Genomic DNA, 19,369 nt, shown 5'->3' on the forward strand with positions numbered 1-19,369 from the left:
TGCTCGCGATCCAGGCGCTGCGGTCCTCAAGAGACCGCGGCGTTTTCATCGCGGGCAAGCCTTGCTCCCACAAAGCTCGCTCCCACAGGTTGCCCTGCGTACAAATAAAAAAGCCCGGCCTACATAGACCGGGCATTTTTGTCAGCCCTTGATATCAGGACTGGGTAGATGGCGGCGTTGGAGCCTGCGCCGGTGCTGGAGTGGCGACCGGGGTCGGAGCCGCGGCGGAGTTCGTCGTGGTCGCGGTTGCCGGTTTGGCGGCCGCGGTGGGTGCCTTGGGTGCGGCAGCTTTTGGCGCGGCCGGTTTTTTCACGGCAGGCTTTTTCGCCGCAGCTGGTTTGGCCGCCGCTTTTGCCGCAGGCTTGGCAGCGGGTTTAGCCGCTGGTTTAGCCGCAGCAGGTTTAGCTGCTGCCGTCTTGGCCGCCGGTTTGGCTGCAGGTTTTGCAGCGGGCTTGGCGGTCGCTTTCGCCGCTACCGGTTTGGCTGCCGCCTTGGCAGCGGGTTTGGCCGCTGCGGTTTTAGCCGCTGGCTTGGCCGCTGCTTTCGCCGCAGGTTTGGCAGCGGGTTTTGCCGCAGCCTTGACCAGTGGCTTGGCTGCCGTTTTAGCGGCCGGCTTGGCCGCCGCCGTCTTGGTCGCCACCGGTGCGACTTTGGCGCCGGTGAGTTTTTCGATCTGCTTGGTCAGTGTGTCGACCTTGCTGTGCAGCGCCTTGACTTCATTACGGCTCGGCACGCCCAGGCGGGAGATCGCACTGTTCAGGCGCTTGTCGAAAGCCCCTTCCAGTTCGTCCCATTTGCCCATTGCACGATCTTTTACGCCGCCGATTCGCGACTTGGCGGACTCGGCAGAGTCCTTGGCTGCATCGACTTGTTTGCCGACCGCCGTCTTAGTGAGTTTTTCGGCCTTTTCGCCGTCCTTAACCAGAGACTCGAAGAGCTTGCTGCCGTCAGTGTCGATCTTCGAGTACACGCCTAAACCAGCCAGCCAGATTTTGCGGGAATACTTTTCAATCTTCCCGGCCCACGAGCTGCCTTCTTTTTCTGTGATTTTTTTGCCAGCCATCCCGTTCTCCTTAATGTTTACGCGCGACACGTTCGAGCAATGCTGTCAGCTCATCGAGCTTAGCAGAGAGTGCCTCAACGTCATGTTTAGACGGAATGCCGATACGATTCAAGGCACTTGCAACACGGGCATCGAATACCTTCTCGACTTTATCGAGTTGTACTTCAACCCGAGCCTTGAAAGTATTGACGTCGGTCTTGGCTTCAATCAATTCGCTGTTGGCCGCTTCAAGTTTCCCGGCAATTTTCTTTTTGCCTTTGGTTTCAATAACTTCGCCAGCTTTTACCAACTCTTGAAAATACTCTCCGCCTTCCTGGCCGACCTTCGTGTAGGCGCCCAGACCCGCCAGCCAGATCTTGCGCGCGTACGTTTTCACGTCGCTGAGCGTGGAAGATTCAACGTCGGTTTTTTTCTTGAAAATAACTTTGGCCATGGTGCACCTCACTCGAAAAAGGTTTGAGGAACTGCCCGCACAGGGACGGGCTCAGGCACAAAGTAGTGGCAATAATTAGAAACGGCACCCTAACAACTGACACAAATCCCGAGGCATTTGATGTCCCGATGTGGGAGCGGGCTTGCTCGCGAATGCGGTGAGTCAGTCAACATCAATAATGACTGACCCACCGCATTCGCGAGCAAGCCCGCTCCCACAGTATTTGGTGGTGAACTTTGATTCCGTGTTCGCCATCCTTCCGAGCAGTTAAGCCAACGCCTTATCCAGCGCCTTTTCGATTTCGCCTTTGATCGTGCCGCTCATGGCCGACATCAACATGCCCAGCTCCACGTCGACGCGGATCGAATCCTCGCCCACGTGCACTTCGCCCTTGACCCCGGAACGCTTGAGTTTCAGGGTATCGCCCACCCACTGCGGCTCCAGGCCATAGCTGTCGGACAACTTCTGCGCCAGCTTGTCGGCCTTCTCTCGCGCCGCTTCCTTGCCCAGGCCATGGGCACGTTCAACCGTTATACGGGCCATCGGATGACTCCTGTTTTATCGGGACTTGCCTGAACGTTTCAAACCCTGGCTGCGTCAAAACGTCCCGGCGGTTGCCCATCTTACCTTCAGCCTTGCCAAGACAAAGCCCTCCACCGGGATTAGAATGTCCCGCATTCTTTTTTGGTGACCGCGATATGACTGATCAGCGCAAAGGCAGCGATGCCGAACCCACCACTCACTTCGGCTTCAAGAACGTGCCGGAAAGCCAGAAGGCGGAAAAAGTCGCCGAGGTTTTTCACTCCGTAGCCGCCAAGTACGACTTGATGAACGACCTGCTCTCGGGCGGCATGCACCGGCTCTGGAAGCGTTTCGCGATCGAGCTGTCGGGCGTGCGCAGCGGTAACCGCGTGCTGGACATCGCCGGCGGCACGGGCGACCTGACGAAGAAGTTCTCCCACATCGTCGGGCCGACCGGCCAAGTGGTCCTGGCCGACATCAACGAATCCATGCTCAAGGTCGGTCGCGACCGCCTGCTGGACCTGGGTGTGGCCGGCAACGTCGAATTCGTCCAGGCCGACGCTGAAAAGCTGCCGTTCCCCGACAACCATTTCGACTGCGTGACCATCGCTTTCGGCCTGCGCAACGTCACCCACAAGGAAGACGCCCTGCGTTCGATGCTGCGCGTGCTCAAGCCCGGCGGTCGCCTGCTGGTGCTGGAGTTCTCCAAGCCAACCAACGCGCTGATGTCCAAGGCCTATGACGCCTACTCGTTCGCCTTCATGCCGTTGATGGGCAAGCTGATCACCAATGACTCGGAAAGCTACCGCTACCTGGCCGAATCGATCCGCATGCACCCGAACCAGGAAACCCTGAAGTCGATGATGGTCGAGGCCGGTTTCGACCGCGTGACCTACCACAACATGACCGCAGGCATCGTCGCCCTGCATCGCGGTATCAAGCCCTGATGTTGCTCACCGGCCTGCTCGCCAGCGTCGAACTCGGCCTCAACCGGGTGCTGCGCCTGGACAGCACGGCGCTCCCGCGCCTGGCGCACTTGAGCGGCAAAGTGATCGCCGTCGACTGTCGTAGCCCGGCGTTGCGGTTGTTCATCCTGCCCAGCGACGAAGGCCTGATGCTCGCCGCCCACTGGGAAGCCGAAGTGGACTGCACGCTGCGCGCCCCGGCGGCGAGCCTGCTGAGCCTGGCCCTGGGCAAGGACAAGAGCGCGGTGCTGCACAGCCCCGACGTCGAGCTCGACGGCGACAGCGGCGTACTGCTCGAACTGGCGGCGATTCTCCAGGATCTGGAGCTGGACTGGGAATACGAAGTGTCCCGCTGGATCGGCCCGGTGGCGACCCAGCTACTTAGCGGCCATTTGAACAGCCGCCGCCGCTGGTATCGCCAGGGCTTCGCCAGCCTGGGACAGAATCTGAGTGAATACCTGGCTGAAGAATCGCGTACCCTCGTAGGCCAACGCGAGGCCCAGGCCCGTTTTGATGAACTGGACCAGGTCAAGCTTGACCTGGAACGACTCGAGGCGCGTTTCGAGCGCCTTTCCCGATCCCTTGAAACCAAGCGATAACGCATGAAGCTGCTTGCCGTCCGCCGTTTGTTGCGCATCCAGCGCGTCGTGATCCGCTACCGCCTCGATGACCTGCTGTTCGCCTTGCCGCTGCCCTGGTTCCTCCTGGCGCTGCGCTTCGTGCTGCCGTGGCGCTGGTTTCCCCGGCGAACCCTGGACCTGACGCGCGGCGCACGCCTGCGCCTGGCGCTACAGGACCTGGGGCCGATCTTCATCAAGTTCGGGCAAATCCTCTCGACCCGTCGCGACCTGTTGCCCGAAGACATCGCCGACGAGCTGATGTTGCTGCAAGACCGCGTGCCGCCGTTCGATTCCAAGCTGTCGGTGGCACTGATCGAGGAACAGTTGGGCAAGAAGATCAGCGAAGTCTTCAGCCGTTTCGATGTCGAGCCCCTGGCCTCGGCTTCCGTGGCCCAGGTGCACGCCGCGCAACTCAAGAGCGGCGAAGAAGTGGTGGTCAAGGTCATTCGCCCAGGCCTCAAGCCGATCATCGCCCAGGACCTGGCGTGGCTGTTCATTCTCGCTCGCGCCGCCGAGCGGTTGTCGGCCGATGCCCGCCTGCTGCACCCGGTGGACGTGGTCCAGGATTACGAAAAAACCATCTACGACGAACTCGACCTGCTGCGCGAGGCCGCCAACGCCAGCCAGTTGCGTCGCAACTTCGAAGGCTCGCCGCTGCTCTATGTGCCGCAAGTCTATTGGGACTGGTGCCGGCCGAAAGTATTGGTGATGGAGCGCATCTACGGCATCCAGGTGACTGACCTGGCGACCTTGGCCGACCAGCGCACTGACATGAAATTGCTGGCCGAGCGCGGCGTGGAAATTTTCTTCACCCAGGTGTTTCGCGACAGTTTTTTCCACGCCGACATGCACCCGGGCAACATCTTCGTCAGCACCGTGCAGCCATGGAGCCCGCAATACATTGCCATCGATTGCGGCATCGTCGGCAGCCTGACCCCTGAGGACCAGGACTACCTGGCACGTAACCTGTTCGCCTTCTTCAAGCGTGACTACCGTCGCGTCGCCCAACTGCACATCGATTCAGGCTGGGTGCCGGCCGAGACCAAGCTCAACGAATTCGAAGCGGCGATCCGTACCGTGTGCGAACCGATCTTCGAAAAACCGTTAAAAGATATTTCCTTCGGCCAGGTGCTGATGCGCCTGTTCCAGACTGCGCGTCGCTTCAACATGGAGGTCCAGCCGCAGTTGGTGCTGTTGCAGAAAACCCTGCTGAACATCGAGGGTCTGGGCCGTCAGCTGTACCCGGACCTCGACCTGTGGAACACCGCCCAACCGTTCCTCGAACGCTGGATGCGCGAGCGCGTCAGCCCGCGAACCTTGCTGGGCAACGTGCAGAGCCAATTCGAGCAGATCCCGCACCTGGCCAATATGACCCGCGACCTGCTCGAACGCATGTCCCAGCCCCACGCCCACGACCCGGCGCCCCCGTGGCATCGACGCAAGGACGACTGGCTGTTGCGCCTGCTTGGCGCGGCTCACCTGGGGGGCGGCGCGGTGCTGGCGACCGGCGGGCCGCTGAGCCAACTGGGCCACTGGCCGGCCGGTATCATGGTGGTGGTCGGTCTGTATCTGGTCGTTCGTCGATAGCACGGATCAGTTGCAAGCGATAAGCTGCAAGCCTCAAGCTAAAACGGTTGAACCCATCGCTCAACCCAACACAGAATCGCTTTTATTTGCAGCTTGAAGCTTAAAGCTTGCCGCTGCCGTCAGGACCAACGATGAAAAACTGGCAGGACGAGATCAAGTGGGACGCTGACGGCCTGGTGCCGGCCATCGCCCAGGACCACAAGACCGGGCGCGTATTGATGATGGCCTGGATGAACCGCGAAGCACTGGCCCTGACCGCTGCCGAGAACCGCGCCATCTATTGGTCACGTTCCCGTGGCAAGCTGTGGCGCAAGGGTGAAGAGTCCGGCCACGTGCAGCACCTGCATGAGATGCGCCTGGACTGCGACGGCGACGTCATCATCCTGATGGTCGAGCAGGTCGGCGAGATTGCCTGCCACACCGGCCGTCAAAGCTGCTTTTATCGCGTCTTCGAGAACGGCGATTGGAAAACCGTCGACCCGGTGCTCAAGGACCCGCATGCCATTTATTCAGGACATACCCATGAGTGACACCCTGACCCGCCTGGCCCAGGTGCTGGAAGAGCGCAAGGGCGCCGCCGCCGACAGTTCCTATGTCGCCAGCCTGTACCACAAGGGCTTGAACAAGATTCTGGAGAAAGTCGGCGAAGAGTCGATCGAGACCATCCTCGCCGCCAAGGACGCCGCTGTCAGCGGCGATTGCAGCGACGTGATCTACGAGACCGCCGACCTGTGGTTCCACAGCCTGGTCATGCTGGCCCAACTGGGGCAGCATCCGCAGGCCGTACTGGATGAACTGGACCGTCGTTTCGGTCTGTCCGGGCACGTCGAGAAAGCCTCGCGCCCGTCCGCCTGATCAATTTTTGAGAGGAGTAGCCACATGGGTATCTTTGACTGGAAACACTGGGTCGTCATCCTGGTCGTCGTGGTGCTGGTGTTCGGTACCAAGAAACTGAAAAACCTCGGCACCGATGTCGGCGAGTCGATCAAGGGCTTTCGCAAAGCCATGAACGATGATGAAAAACCAGCCGATCCGACGACCACCCAAGCCCAGCCCGGACAACCGGCCCAACCGGTACACCCGCAGGCCACTCAGCCTGTGAATGCACCGAATACCATCGATGTGCAGGCCCAGAAAGTCGAAGAGCCCATCCGCAAAGACTCGTGAGCACTGACTAATGTTTGGGATCAGCTTCACTGAACTGCTGCTCGTCGGCCTCGTCGCCCTGTTGGTATTGGGCCCCGAGCGCCTGCCGGGTGCTGCGCGCACTGCCGGTCTGTGGATCGGGCGCCTGAAGCGCAGCTTCAATGCGATCAAACAGGAAGTTGAACGTGAAATCGGTGCCGACGATATCCGTCGGCAACTGCACAACGAACATATTCTGTCCCTGGAGCAGGAAGCGCGGAAAATCTTCACGCCGACCCAACAGGAACCGACGCCGGTCCAGCCCGTGGTCGAGCCGACGATGGCTTCCCAAACGCCAGAAAGCGGCGTGCCGGTGGCAGAACCGGCGCCAGCGACACCGACGGTAGCGGACACAGCCTCCACCGCTGCGCCTGCGCCTAACGACCCTACTTTGCCGCCGCGAGCCCCATGAGCGATATCCCTGAAAACGACCAGCCGATGCCGCTGGTATCGCACCTCACCGAGTTGCGCACCCGCCTGCTGCGTTGCGTCGCGGCGGTTTTCATCATCTTCGCCGGGCTGTTTTCCTTCACCCAGCAGATCTACACCTTCGTCTCCACGCCGCTGCGCCAGTACTTGCCGGTAGGGGCGACGATGATCGCCACCGACGTGTCGTCGCCGTTCCTGACGCCACTGAAGCTGACGATGATGGTCTCGCTGTTCCTGGCGATCCCGGTGATCCTGCACCAGATCTGGGGCTTCATCGCACCGGGCCTGTACAAGCATGAAAAACGCATCGCCGTGCCGCTACTGGTATCCAGCATCCTGCTCTTCTACACCGGCATGGCCTTCGCCTATTACCTGGTGTTCCCGCTGATCTTCAAGTTCTTCGCCGCCGCCACCCCGGCGGGCGTGGAGATGATGACGGACATCAGCAGCTACCTGGATTTCGTCATGACGCTGTTCTTCGCCTTCGGCGTGGCGTTCGAAATCCCGGTGGCGGTGGTGCTGCTGGTGTGGATCGGCGTGGTCGATGTCGCCTACCTGAAGAAGATCCGCCCCTACGTGATCATCGGCTGTTTCGTGGTCGGCATGATCCTGACCCCGCCGGATATCTTTTCCCAGACCCTGTTGGCCGTGCCGATGTGGCTACTGTTCGAGATCGGCATCCTGTTCGGTGGCCTGGTGCGCAAACGTCGGCAGGAAGACCCCGAGGACCAACCGGTCGATGACCACAACGATCAGCCGCCAGCGACCCAAGCGTGAACCTGCTGCTGCTCGAAGAGGCCGATTTCATCGGGCCTGACCGCGTCATCCTGAGCGATCGCCGGTTGACCCACATGCAGGAAGTCCACCGCAGCGCGGTCGGCGACAACCTGCGTGTCGGGCGCATTGGCGGGTTGATGGGCACAGCCCAGGTGCTGCGCCTGGAAGCTCGGGAAGCCGAACTGCAAGTGATCCTCGACCAGGCGCCACCGGCCAAGTTGCCACTGACCCTGGTGCTCGCCCTGCCGCGTCCGAAAATGCTCCGGCGAGTGTTCCAGACCATCGCCACCATGGGCGTGCCGCGGGTGGTGCTGGTCAACAGCTATCGCGTAGAAAAGAGCTTTTGGCAGACGCCGTTCCTGGAGCCCGAGGCAATTCGTGAGCAATTGATCCTGGGCCTGGAGCAGGCTCGGGACAGCGTGCTGCCTGAAATCGTCATTGAAAAGCGCTTCAAGCCCTTCGTTGAAGACCGCCTGCCGGCCCTTGTGAACGGGACCCTCGGGCTGGTCGGCCACCCAGGCAACCACCCGCCCTGCCCCCGGGCCCTGACGGAACCCGTCACCCTGGCAATTGGCCCCGAAGGCGGCTGGATCCCCTACGAGATCGACCTGCTGGGCAAGGCCGGCTTGCAACCGGTGCAGCTGGGAGAGCGGATCCTGCGGGTCGAGACTGCCGTTACAGCCCTGCTGGCAAGGTTGTTCTAAATGGCATCGCCGCTTCTCCTGTGGCGAGGGGATTTATCCCCGCCGGGCTGCGCAGCAGCCCCTCTTCGGTGCCCAGTCAATGAGTGGGCACGTCACTGCTTAGGGCCGCTTCGCGTCCCCACGGGGATAAATCCCCTCGCCACAAAATAAACAGCCTTAGAATCCTGAGTTCATTCCTACAGATCGCGCCCAAGCTGCCGATACATTCCCCATAAAACCAATTCAACGCTCCAAGGGAGTATCAGCATGTTCGGGTGGCTTGCCCAGGGTCTGGGAAATGTAAGCGTTAACCGCAAACTCGGCGCAGGCTTCGGCCTGGTGCTGCTCCTCACCTTGATGATTGCGTTCACCGGCTGGTCCGGCCTGGGCAATGTCATCAGCCGGGGCGACAAGCTGGGGTTCATTGCCAGTCTCAATGACTTGAGCAAGGACTTGAACCTGGCCAGCATCGACTACAACACCACGCGGGGCGAGAAAGGGCCGCAACAGGTCAACGACCTGCTTGGCAAACTCGAAGCCGGCCTGAAAACCGCTCGCGAGTTGATCGAACAGCCTGCCGATGTTGCACTGATCGACCAGCAACTGGCCGCCGTGGCCGAATACAAAAGCGCCTTCGCCCAGATGACCAGCGCCACCGTCAGCCGCGAAGACGCCCGCAGCAAGCTGGGCGCCAGCGCCGATAACACCGTGGCCCGCGTCGCCGAAGTGGAAAAAGCGCTGCTGCAAGGTGGCGACATCACCCAGTTCAACAGCATCGTTACCTTGAGCAAGGCCATCCAACAGGCGCGCTATCAGGTTCGCGGCTACACCTACAGCGGTAAAAGCGAGGCCCAACAACCGGCCATCGATGCAATCACCGATGTCTTGAAACTCTTGGCACGCTTGCCGGCGCAGTTGCCCGAAGAGCACGCCGACAAGCTCCAACAGGCCAGCGACTCGATGAACATCTATCGAGCGGCGGTCAGCCAGTTCCGCGATTCCCAACTTGATAACGGCGCCGCATTGCAGAGCATGAGTCAGCAGGGCCAGGTACTGATCGATTCCAGCCAGAAGCTCACCGTGTCCCAGACCGCCGTGCGTGACCACGACACCGCCCAGGCCAAGAGCGTCCTGATCGCAGCCGCCGCACTGGCGCTGCTGTTTGGCGTGATCACCGCCCTGCTCATTACCCGACAGATCGTCGGCCCGCTGGATCAGACCCTGAAGGTGGCAGAGCGCGTCGCCGCTGGCGACCTGACCCACAACCTTACCTCCGACCGCCGCGACGAACTCGGCCAACTGCAACGTGCCATGCAAAGCATGACCGTCGGCTTACGGCAATTGATCGGTGGCATCGGTGAAGGGGTTACCCAGATCGCCAGCGCCGCTGAACAACTCTCAAGCGTGACCGAACAGACCAGCGCCGGGGTCAACAGCCAAAAAGTGGAAACCGATCAGGTCGCCACCGCCATGCACGAAATGACCGCCACGGTGCAGGAAGTGGCGCGCAACGCCGAGGAAGCTTCCGAAGCCGCCGTCGCCGCCGACCAGCAAGCCCGTGAAGGCGACAAGGTCGTTGGCGAAGCCATCGCCCAGATCGAGCGCCTGGCCAAGGAAGTAGGCAACTCCACTGCCGCCATGGGCGATTTGAAGCGTGAGAGCGACAAGATCGGCAGCGTCCTGGACGTGATCAAGTCCGTGGCCCAGCAGACCAACCTGCTGGCCCTCAACGCGGCCATCGAGGCAGCCCGTGCCGGCGAAGCCGGTCGGGGCTTCGCCGTGGTGGCCGACGAGGTCCGTAGCTTGGCCCAGCGCACCCAGAAATCCACCGAAGAGATTGAAGAACTGATCGTGGGCCTGCAGACCGGTACCGAACAGGTCGCGACCATCATGGACAACAGCCGTAGCCTGACCGACAGCAGCGTCGAACTGACCCGTCGTGCGGGGAGTTCGTTGGAGAACATCACTCGGACAGTTTCGGCGATCCAGTCGATGAATCAGCAAATTGCCGCAGCGGCCGAGCAGCAGAGTGCGGTGGCTGAGGAGATTAATCGTAGTGTGCTGAATGTGCGTGATGTGTCGGAGCAGACGGCGGCGTCCAGTGAGGAGACGGCTGCCTCCAGTGCTGAGCTGGCGCGGTTGGGGGTTCATTTGCAGACGTTGGTGGGGCGCTTTCGGGTTTGATGTCCTTTGGGGCTGCTCACTTCTGAGAAGCCCGGAAGCCCGGCCCAGTCAAAAGTAAGCAAAGCCCTCCCGCCCCACCACTCGGTGCCTCGCCTAGGCTCGGCATGCCTGAACGAAGGCATTGCTCCGTGGGCCGCCGCGAGGCGGCCTGGCTCTTGGTGGGCTCGCGTCTCTCCTGTGGGAGCGAGCCTGCTCGCGAAGAGGCCGGCACATCCAACATCACCGCAAACTGACACACCGCCATCGCGAGCAAGCTCGCTCCACCGCCAATCCCTGTGGGAGCCGAGCTTGCTCGCGATGGCGGCGGGGCTATGATCTGGCCTTCACTTCCACTGGAAAAGCCATTTTTCCTGAGCAAACAACAAACCCGTGGCGAGGGAGCTTGCTCCCGCTCGGCTGCGCAGCAGTCGTAAAAAACCACCCTGCTGTTCCCAGACGCACCTTGCAGAATGGTTTTGGGGCTGCTCCGCAGCCCAGCGGGAGCAAGCTCCCTCGCCACAAGGGCGATCCGCAGATAGAAATGCGCCCAACAAAAAGCCCCGCTTCCTTCCAGAAGCGGGGCTTTTTGTGTATCAGGCCACTTGAGGCTGTACGCTCACCGGCTGCAGCGGCAACAACGGTGCATGAGGATCGGCCTTCACCGACTCACGCCACGCCGCCAGCCACTCGGGATGCGCCTCGCTCCAGACCTGCTCGTGCAGGCGGGACAAGGCCACCGGGTCGCTCAGCAAGGCCAGCCGCTCAGCGTTATTGAGACCGGCAGGGCCGACCTTCAAAGCGTGGCGAACGCGTTCGACCCGCAGCCATTCAATCGGCTCGGCCTGGCCGTGACGCGAGGTGGCCAGCGCATACGCCAAGGCGTTCTGTTGTGGATCGACCACCGCCCGGATGAAACCGTCGTTCAGCGCGTGCCAACGGTTCTCATGGGTGTACTGGTCCGTCGACAGCAGCTCCTGGGGCGGTGCGTATTCCTCGGGAATCAGGAACAGGCTCTCATCACGGGATTTCAAGCCCAGGCCCACGCGACTGGAGATCACCGACACCGGGATCGACAGGATCAGCGACCCAACGATCGGCACCAGCCACCAGAGGAAGCTTGGGTTCAGCCAGATCACCAGCAAGGCCCAGAAGAAGCCCAGCAAGGTTTGTGGACCGTGACGCTTGACCGCTTCGCTCCATGGCGTGGAGTCGTCGTCACGTTTCGGCGAGTTCCAGGTCGCGGCCCAGCCCAGGAAAGCGGCGAGCACGAAACGGGTGTGGAAGATCATGCGAACCGGCGCCAGCAGCATGGAGAACAGCATCTCCAGCAACATCGACATGGTCACCTTGAACTTGCCACCGAATTCCTTCGCGCCCTTGGCCCAGATCAGCACGATGCTCAGCAGCTTGGGCAGGAACAGCAACACGATGGTCGTCGAGAACAGGGCGATGGCCTTTTCCGGATGCCATTGCGGCCACAGCGGATACAGCTGGCGTGGCTCAAGGAAGTACTGCGGCTCCATCAGCGTGTTCACCGCCAGCAGCGCGGTGGACAGCACCAGGAAGAAGAACCACAGCGGCGCCGACAGATAAGACATCACGCCGGTCAGGAACACCGCACGGTGCACCGGGTGCATGCCCTTGACCAGGAACAGCCGGAAGTTCATCAGGTTGCCGTGGCACCAGCGACGGTCACGCTTGAGTTCGTCCAGCAGGTTCGGTGGCAGCTCTTCGTAGCTGCCCGGCAGGTCATAGGCAATCCACACGCCCCAGCCGGCACGGCGCATCAGCGCGGCTTCGACAAAGTCGTGGGACAGGATCGCGCCCGAGAACGCGCCTTTACCCGGCAACGGCGCCAAGGCGCAGTGATCGATGAACGGCTTCATCCGGATGATCGCGTTGTGACCCCAGTAATGGGATTCACCCAACTGCCAGAAGTGCAGGCCGGCGGTGAACAGCGGACCGTACACTCGCGTGGCGAACTGCTGCATGCGCGCATACAGCGTGTCCATGCCCGAAGCCCGCGGCGCGGTCTGGATGATGCCGGCGTCCGGCGTGGCTTCCATCAGGCGCACCAGGCTGGTCAGGCATTCGCCGCTCATCACCGAGTCCGCATCGAGCACGACCATATACTTGTAGTCGCTGCCCCAGCGACGGCAGAAGTCGTCGAGGTTGCCGCTCTTGCGTTTCACGCGACGGCGACGACGACGGTAGAAGATCTTGCCGAAGCCCCCGGCTTCACGGCAGACGTCCAGCCAGGCTTGCTGTTCGGCCACGCAGATATCGGTTTCGTTACTGTCGCTGAGCACGAAGAAATCGAAGCGATCCAGGTCACCGGTGGCGGCCACCGACTCGAAGGTGGCGCGCAAACCGGCGAATACCCGCGGCACGTCTTCGTTGCAGATCGGCATCACCAGCGCGGTGCGGGCATCCTTGGGAATCGGCTCGTTGCCGGCGCTGGCGCCGGAGATGCGGTATTTGTCGTGGCCGGTGAGCAATTCGAGAAAGCCCATCAGCGCTGTCCAGAAACCTGCCGACACCCAGCAGAACAGGATCCCGAACAGAATCAGGATGCTGGTCTGCAACGCATACGGCAGCACTTGCGTGGCCGTCTGCAACAGCGGTTGGTGCAGGACTTCTTCCAGGTCGACGAACGACCAGCCCTGATACGGCATGATGCCCTTCATGTACCAACCGGCGACGATGGTCTGGCCGAGCATCAGGATCAACAGGATGTAGCGGCGGATCGAACCCACGGTACGCCAGCGTGCATGGGGCAGCACGCGCTCATCCTTGGGCGGCTTCGGCGGGTTGGTGCGACCGGTCAGGCGCCGCCAGGCGCGCACCAGGATATTGGTGCGCCACGGCTCCGGCACGACCTTGGTCCGACGGATCGGCGGTGTCGCTTTCAGGCACACCCGGCCACTGGCGTCGAGCCCCAGCATTTCCGCTTCTTCAAGCTCTTCGGCGGTGCTCAGGGTCAGCCGGCGGCCCACCGAGGCTTGCACAGCCTCGGTGGGCGCGTCGAACGTCGGCGACGACAGGCGTTCGTGCAATTCGCTGAAGGACTTGCAGCCCGCCAGTTCGGCGCGCTGCTCGTCGGTCATGGGCAAGTGGGCCAGGTACTCACTGAGTGTCTCTGGCTGTACTGGAGTATTACTCATCGGCTGGCAACTGATAGCTCCAGGTCTCGGTCAGGACTTGCTCAGTCGGTTCCGGTTCCTGCTGGGTTGGGGTCGGTTCGACCGCGGCGGTGTCCGCCTGGACAGCCTTGGCTTCGTCTTGCGCTTTTTCTTTCGCGAGCTCTTTTTCAGTCTGCTGGCGGGCGATCTTGTCAGCCTTGGCCAGGGTCGTGGTCGCGGAATGCGAGGCGGCCGGGGCTTCGACAGGCGTCAGCGGACGAACCAGTGCCGCACGCATCTCGGTGGCCTGTTTCGGGTCCTTGATCTTCAGTCGCAGCGTCAGGCGCCAGCCCTTGGTTTCAGGGTTGTAGCGCACGCTGTTCTCGACGATCTCGCCATTGTCGCCAACGCTCACCTGGCTACGCACTTCGGCGTCTTCAGGCAACGCTTGCAGGGACGGCCCTTCGAAATCCACCAGGTAGGCCACGCTGCCGTCCGGTTGACGGATCAGGTTGGACTGCTTCACATCACCGGTGGAGCGCAGGGTCTGCTTGACCCAGGCACTGTCTGGCGAGTGCAGGTTGGCTTCGTCGAGGGTCCAGTGCAGACGGTAGGCGAAGTCCAGCGGCTGGCCTGGCTCAGGCAGTTTTTCCGGGCTCCAGAACGCAACGATGTTGTCGTTGGTTTCGTCGGCGGTCGGGATCTCGACCAGATCGACGGTGCCCTTGCCCCAATCGCCTTTCGGTTCGATCCAGGCGCTTGGGCGTTTTTCGTAACGGTCATCCAGGTCTTCATAGTGGCTGAAGTCACGACCCCGTTGCAGCAGGCCGAAACCACGCGGGTTTTCTACCGAGAAGTTGCTCACGGCCAAGTGTTTCGGGTTGTTCAGCGGACGCCAGATCCACTCGCCGTTGCCGGCATGGATGGACAGGCCGCTGGAATCGTGGAGTTCACGACGGTAGTTGAGCACCTTGGACGGCTGGTTGGCGCCGAACAGGAACATGCTGGTCAACGGGGCGATGCCCAGTTTGTTGACGCGATCGCGCAGGAACACCCGGGATTTCACGTCGACAACGGTGTCGGTGCCCGGACGCACGGTCAGGCGATAAGCGCCGGTGGCCCGTGGCGAATCCAGCAGGGCGAAGATCACCAGGTGCTTGTCGGTTGGTTTCGGACGCTGGATCCAGAACTCGCGAAAGCGTGGAAACTCTTCACCGGATGGCAACGCGGTGTCGATGGCCATGCCACGCGCGGACAAGCCGTAGACCTGGCCCTTGCCGATGACGCGGAAATAACTCGCGCCCAGCATGGTCATGATTTCGTCTTGCTTGTCGGCCTTGTTGATCGGGTACAACACGCGGAAACCGGCGTAGCCCAACTGTTCGGTGGCCTTGGGATCGAACTTCACGTCGCCGAAATCGAACCGTGTCGGGTCGTACTTGATCTCGTCGACGGTGGTCGCGGTGATTTCGTTGATTTTCACCGGCGTGTCGAAATGCATGCCCTGGTGATAGAAGGACAGCCGGAACGGGGTCTTCTGGTCGGCCCATTCCGCTTTTTCGGTGCGGAAACGGATTTTCTGATAATCGGCGAACTTCATTTCGCGGAATTCGTTCGGCAAATTGCTGCGCGGGGCTTCGAATTTCTGCCCGGCCAGTTCTTGTGCCTTCGCCGATACATCATCCAGGCTGAATGCCCACAGTTGGCCCGCGCCGAACAGGCACAGCAGGGCCGAGCCCGCTACCAAGGCGCTTCTAAACCGTTTGGCAGTCATTTTTGGTGCATTACAGGGACTAACAATCACGAGCAACCCTCGCCGAAAACTGATCAAAAAACCAACGGCCAGATAAAGTATCTACACGGTAACGGCGCTGAAAAACCGTTCCTGCGGACCACTCTTGCCAAGTTGGCGAGCATTGTTCCGACTCCGACGGGGCAAAATGATTCCCCAAACGGTTCAGGACAAGTCTCTACCTAAGTCAAATGGACCAGCGAACGCTGATCCCCCGTAGCGCGCGATTATCTAGTAGCCCGCGTGACAACGCATCAGGGGTAGCAAAGTATTTATCGAGAAAACTCCCTGTTTAGCCTCGAAACAGAACGGAAAAGATGTTTCAAACGCTTTCAGGACTGTAACAGGAAGGTTACCGGGCCATCATTGACCAGATGCACCTGCATGTCGGCGCCGAATCTACCTGATGCCACTGTGCCATGCACCTGTTTCGCCTGGGCCAGCAAATAGTTGAACAACTCTTCGCCCAAGGCCGGAGGCGCGGCCGTGGAAAAACTTGGACGCAGGCCGCTTTTGGTGTCCGCCGCCAAGGTGAACTGCGACACCAGCAGCAGCCCACCACCGACATCCACCAGGGACAGGTTCATCTTGCCCTCGGCGTCGCTGAACACGCGATAGTTAAGCAGCTTATGCAGAAGTTTGTCGGCGCTGGCCCGGGTATCCCCGGGCTCGACGGCCACCAGCACCAGCAAGCCTTGGTCTACGGCCCCGACGATCTCACCGGCTACTTCGACCCGTGCGCAGCGCACACGTTGCAGCAGCCCCTTCATGCTTCCTCGGGCGGCAGGTCGAGCAGGCGCCGGGCCATTTGCGCAGCGGCGCGCACCAGCGCGTCGGTAATTCCCGGTTCCGAAGCGGCGTGACCGGCGTCGCGGATCACCTGCAGTTCGCTGTTGGGCCAGTTCTGATGCAGCTCCCAGGCGTTGTCCAACGGGCAGATGACGTCGTAGCGGCCGTGCACGATGACGCCCGGCAAATGGGCGATCTTGCCCATGTCGCGAATCAACTGGTTGGGTTCGAGGAACGCGTTGTTGGTGAAGTAGTGGCATTCGATCCGGGCAATCGACAGCGCCCGCTGCGGCTCGGAGAAACGATCGACCACCAGCGGGTTAGGACGCAGGGTCGCGGTACGACCTTCCCAGGTGGACCAGGCCTTGGCCGCATGCATCTGGGCAATCTGGTCGTTACCGGTCAGGCGTTTGTGGAAAGCGCTGAGCAAGTCGTCGCGCTCATCCAGCGGAATCGGCGCAATGTAGTCTTGCCAATAGTCGGGGAACAGGCGACTGGCGCCAGCCTGATAGAACCACTCGATTTCCTGCGGACGGCAGAGAAAGATCCCACGCAGGATCAGGCCATGCACCCGCTCCGGATGGGTCTGGGCGTAGGCCAGGGCCAGGGTCGAGCCCCAGGAACCGCCGAACAGCACCCATTTTTCGATGCCCAGGTGCTTGCGGATGCGCTCCAGGTCTTCGACCAGATCCCAGGTGGTGTTGTTTTCCAGGCTGGCGTGGGGAGTGGAGCGACCGCAACCGCGCTGGTCGAAGGTGACGATACGGTAAAGGTTCGGATCGAAGTAGCGCCGGCTCTGCGCATCGCAGCCAGCACCCGGGCCACCGTGAATGAATACCATTGGCAGACCTTCCGGGGAACCGCTTTCATCGACATAGAGCGTGTGGGTGTCATCGACAGCCAGATCGTGCCGGGCATGGGGTTTGATCTGCGGGTACAAAGTCTGCATTGCGCGCTCCGTAAGGGTCGAGTCATCCCTGTGGGGACGTCTATTTAATCTGCCGTCCGGCATCATAAACCCGAATCACCTTAATGAGCATGCCCCCTGCGCAGTCAAAGCATGTCAGCCAGGAACGCCAGCAGCGTGCGATACAACTGATCGACCTCTGGCACCTGGCCCCGGCCACGCAGGCAACCGTGGACCAGCCCTTCGCCGATATACAGCACGGAGTCCACCCCTGCGGCTTTCAGCCGCTCGCTGTAACGGACACCATCGTCGCGCAGCGGGTCCCATTGCGCGACGGCAACCAGCGCTGGCGGCAGGCCCCCCAGGTCGTCGGCGAGTAGCGGCATGGCATAAGGCGTGGGCCGGACGCCACACAGGTACAGCGCCTCATAGCGCTCCAGGTCGCGGCCACTCAAGAGCGGGGCATCCATGCACGCTTGGCGTGAGGGCAAATCCGCCGGGCCACCAAGCGCCGGGTAGATCAACACCTGGGCCCGGGGCAACGGCTGCCCGGCGTCGCGCAAGGCCAAGCACAACGCAGCGGCGAGGTTGCCGCCGGCACTGTCACCGGCCACCGCCCGGCGACGCGGGTCGATGGCAAACGGGGTGTCCGCCAAGTGGTGCCACACCGCGAGGCAATCTTCGAACGCGGCCGGAAACGGATGCTCCGGGGCCAGCCGGTAATCCACCGCCACTACCAACGCGCCAAGCTCAGCCGCCAGTTCCATGCAGATGAAGTCATGAGAATCCAGGTCTCCCACCACCCAACCGCCACCGTGCAGGTAGAGAATGCACGGCCAGCCGGCGAGCGGCGGCGCAATGCGCGGGTGATAGGCCCGGATGGCCACGCCGGCCAACTGCAAATCCTCCACCGCGAGCGTTGGCGGACGCGGCGAGGTAAACGCCCGGCACATCTGGCTGTAGGCCTGGCGCGAACCGTCGAGGCTGTCGTCCGGGGCGGTGAAGCTCAGGGTTTTGTCGATGAAGGCGGACATTGCCTGGGAAAGTGGGTAGGCCATCTTGGATTGCCATGCGTCGAAAGAGGATGTGGCTCAGCCGTTTTTGTGGCTTCTGTGGCTTCTGTGGCGAGGGAGCTTGCTCCCGCTCGGGTGCGCAGCGCCCGCTTTTTTTCTAGGGCTGCTTCGCAACCCAGCGGGAGCAAGCTCCCTCGCCACAGGGGTATCAGTGTCCATAAGGTTGTGTCAGTTTTTGAGACTGGCCTGCACCGCCGCAATTCCATCCTTGCCATCGAAGCTGCTCACCCCAACGAGCCAGCGCTGCAAATCCTCGGGATGCTCGCGCAGCCATTGCCGAGCGACGTCCTGGGGTGTCTTGCGTTCCATGATCGGCACCATCAGCTGGCTTTCCTGGGCGGCGGTGAACGTGAGATTTTCCAGCAGCCGCTGAACGTTGGGGCAACGCTGGGCGTAGTCCGGCGCGGTCACCGTGGACACGGTCGCGGCGCCTTCGTTCGGACCATAGACGTCTTCGCTGCCCGTCAGGTAAGCGATGTTCATGTTGATGTTCATCGGGTGCGGGGTCCAGCCAACGAACACCACGAACTCCTTGCGATTCACGGCCCGCTGCACCGCTGCCAGCATCCCGGCCTCACCGGATTCGATCAGCTTGAAATCCTTGAGGCCGAAGTGATTGGTTTCGATCATGGTCTTGATGGTGGTGTTGGCGCCACTGCCCGGCTCGATGCCATAGATCTTGCCTCCGAGCTGATCCTTGAACCGGGCGATGTCGGCAAAGGTCTTGAGCCCCGCCGCGGCCACGTAGTCCGGGACGGCCAAGGTGGCCTGGGCATCGGCCAGGCTGGGTTTATCCAGGACCTTCACCTGGTTGGCCGCCAGGAACGGGGCGATGTTCTTGTCCATCGCCGGTTTCCAATAGCCAAGGAAGATGTCGAGCCGCTTGTCGCGGATGCCGGCGAAGATGATCTGCTGCACGGCGCTGGTCTGCTTGCTTTCGTAGCCCAGCCCGGAGAGCAACACGTCGGCCATGCCGCTGGTGGCAATCACGTCGGTCCAGTTGACCACGCCCATGCGTACGGTCTGGCAGGATGCAGGCTCGGCGGCCATCGCGCCGGAGCTTAGTAGAAAGGTACCGCAGAGGAACGACAGACAGCGCTTGGACAGTCTTTTCATCGCGAGGGGTCTCGTGCGGCAGTGGATTGTTGTAGGTCGGTGTCTAGGTGCACCGTGCCTGGAACATTACGCAGCGTCGAGGAGGTAAAGGTGAACTGTGGCGACTTGGTTTTGCACGGTGGCGACAGGGAGAGCGGCTTGAA

General features: G+C 61.5%; 18 protein-coding genes and 1 pseudogene. 10 read left to right on the forward strand and 9 right to left on the reverse strand.

What is annotated here, in order from left to right; genetic code table 11:
- Positions 1–154: 154 nt before the first annotated feature.
- The 3 genes from M1D99_RS27930 to M1D99_RS27940 form a co-directional block, all read right to left on the reverse strand.
- Positions 155–1,063: a phasin family protein gene (locus M1D99_RS27930; RefSeq protein ID WP_458131114.1), complete on the reverse strand. Its 909-nt coding sequence runs from the start codon at positions 1,061–1,063 to the stop codon at positions 155–157.
- A 10-nt stretch (positions 1,064–1,073) separates the two neighbouring features.
- Entirely contained in the window at positions 1,074–1,496 is a 423-nt protein-coding gene (locus tag M1D99_RS27935; RefSeq protein WP_186706098.1) for a phasin family protein, read from the reverse strand.
- 267 nt (positions 1,497–1,763) lie between these two features.
- Complete coding sequence (locus M1D99_RS27940; RefSeq protein ID WP_053117622.1) at positions 1,764–2,039, reverse strand: polyhydroxyalkanoic acid system family protein; 276 nt, start codon at positions 2,037–2,039, stop codon at positions 1,764–1,766.
- 155 nt (positions 2,040–2,194) lie between these two features.
- On the opposite strand from M1D99_RS27940, the gene ubiE reads away from it, so the two are divergent.
- The 10 genes and pseudogenes from ubiE (at position 2,195) to M1D99_RS27990 (ending at position 10,448) form a co-directional block, all read left to right on the forward strand.
- Positions 2,195–2,965, forward strand: a complete 771-nt coding sequence (ubiE, locus tag M1D99_RS27945; protein ID WP_003196937.1) for a bifunctional demethylmenaquinone methyltransferase/2-methoxy-6-polyprenyl-1,4-benzoquinol methylase UbiE — start codon at positions 2,195–2,197, stop codon at positions 2,963–2,965.
- Positions 2,965–3,589 (forward strand): annotated as a pseudogene (locus M1D99_RS27950) (ubiquinone biosynthesis accessory factor UbiJ). Before ubiE ends, M1D99_RS27950 begins: the two are co-directional and overlap by 1 nt.
- Positions 3,586–5,190 (forward strand): ubiquinone biosynthesis regulatory protein kinase UbiB, encoded by a 1,605-nt coding sequence (gene ubiB, locus M1D99_RS27955; RefSeq protein WP_411386260.1) that lies wholly within the window; start codon positions 3,586–3,588, stop codon positions 5,188–5,190. The pseudogene M1D99_RS27950 and the gene ubiB overlap by 4 nt, the downstream one beginning before the upstream one ends.
- A gap of 131 nt (positions 5,191–5,321) precedes the next feature.
- On the forward strand, positions 5,322–5,720 hold the full coding sequence (hisI, locus tag M1D99_RS27960) for a phosphoribosyl-AMP cyclohydrolase (protein ID WP_003196931.1): 399 nt from the start codon (positions 5,322–5,324) through the stop codon (positions 5,718–5,720).
- The gene (locus tag M1D99_RS27965; RefSeq protein WP_186706101.1) at positions 5,713–6,045 is read left to right on the forward strand and encodes a phosphoribosyl-ATP diphosphatase; all 333 of its coding nucleotides are present in this window, start codon (positions 5,713–5,715) and stop codon (positions 6,043–6,045) included. The genes hisI and M1D99_RS27965 overlap by 8 nt, the downstream gene beginning before the upstream one ends.
- 24 nt (positions 6,046–6,069) lie before the next feature.
- Positions 6,070–6,357, forward strand: coding sequence for a twin-arginine translocase TatA/TatE family subunit (locus M1D99_RS27970; RefSeq protein WP_186706102.1), 288 nt, complete (start codon positions 6,070–6,072; stop codon positions 6,355–6,357).
- Between the two features lie 10 nt (positions 6,358–6,367).
- On the forward strand, positions 6,368–6,787 hold the full coding sequence (gene tatB, locus M1D99_RS27975; RefSeq protein WP_186706103.1) for a Sec-independent protein translocase protein TatB: 420 nt from the start codon (positions 6,368–6,370) through the stop codon (positions 6,785–6,787).
- Positions 6,784–7,581: a twin-arginine translocase subunit TatC gene (tatC, locus tag M1D99_RS27980; protein ID WP_186706104.1), complete on the forward strand. Its 798-nt coding sequence runs from the start codon at positions 6,784–6,786 to the stop codon at positions 7,579–7,581. The genes tatB and tatC overlap by 4 nt, the downstream gene beginning before the upstream one ends.
- Positions 7,578–8,285, forward strand: coding sequence for a 16S rRNA (uracil(1498)-N(3))-methyltransferase (locus M1D99_RS27985; RefSeq protein ID WP_458131115.1), 708 nt, complete (start codon positions 7,578–7,580; stop codon positions 8,283–8,285). The genes tatC and M1D99_RS27985 overlap by 4 nt, the downstream gene beginning before the upstream one ends.
- 246 nt (positions 8,286–8,531) lie before the next feature.
- Positions 8,532–10,448 carry a methyl-accepting chemotaxis protein gene (locus M1D99_RS27990; RefSeq protein WP_458131116.1) on the forward strand — a complete coding sequence of 639 codons (1,917 nt, stop codon included), beginning with the start codon at positions 8,532–8,534 and terminating at the stop codon, positions 10,446–10,448.
- 572 nt (positions 10,449–11,020) lie between these two features.
- Here M1D99_RS27990 and mdoH read toward each other — a convergent pair.
- From mdoH to M1D99_RS28020, 6 genes are all read right to left on the reverse strand, one after another.
- Entirely contained in the window at positions 11,021–13,591 is a 2,571-nt protein-coding gene (mdoH, locus tag M1D99_RS27995) for a glucans biosynthesis glucosyltransferase MdoH (RefSeq protein WP_186706110.1), read from the reverse strand.
- Positions 13,584–15,323, reverse strand: a complete 1,740-nt coding sequence (locus tag M1D99_RS28000) for a glucan biosynthesis protein G (protein WP_189656173.1) — start codon at positions 15,321–15,323, stop codon at positions 13,584–13,586. The genes mdoH and M1D99_RS28000 overlap by 8 nt, the downstream gene beginning before the upstream one ends.
- Before the next feature lie 350 nt (positions 15,324–15,673).
- On the reverse strand, positions 15,674–16,111 hold the full coding sequence (gene dtd, locus M1D99_RS28005; protein WP_186706112.1) for a D-aminoacyl-tRNA deacylase: 438 nt from the start codon (positions 16,109–16,111) through the stop codon (positions 15,674–15,676).
- Positions 16,108–17,079 (reverse strand): prolyl aminopeptidase, encoded by a 972-nt coding sequence (gene pip / locus M1D99_RS28010; RefSeq protein ID WP_458131117.1) that lies wholly within the window; start codon positions 17,077–17,079, stop codon positions 16,108–16,110. The genes dtd and pip overlap by 4 nt, the downstream gene beginning before the upstream one ends.
- Before the next feature lie 104 nt (positions 17,080–17,183).
- On the reverse strand, positions 17,184–18,095 hold the full coding sequence (locus M1D99_RS28015; protein WP_458131118.1) for an alpha/beta hydrolase: 912 nt from the start codon (positions 18,093–18,095) through the stop codon (positions 17,184–17,186).
- 183 nt (positions 18,096–18,278) lie between these two features.
- Positions 18,279–19,226 (reverse strand): choline ABC transporter substrate-binding protein, encoded by a 948-nt coding sequence (locus M1D99_RS28020; protein ID WP_458131119.1) that lies wholly within the window; start codon positions 19,224–19,226, stop codon positions 18,279–18,281.
- Positions 19,227–19,369 lie beyond the last annotated feature (143 nt).

This window comes from Pseudomonas sp. R3-41 (assembly GCF_054161485.1).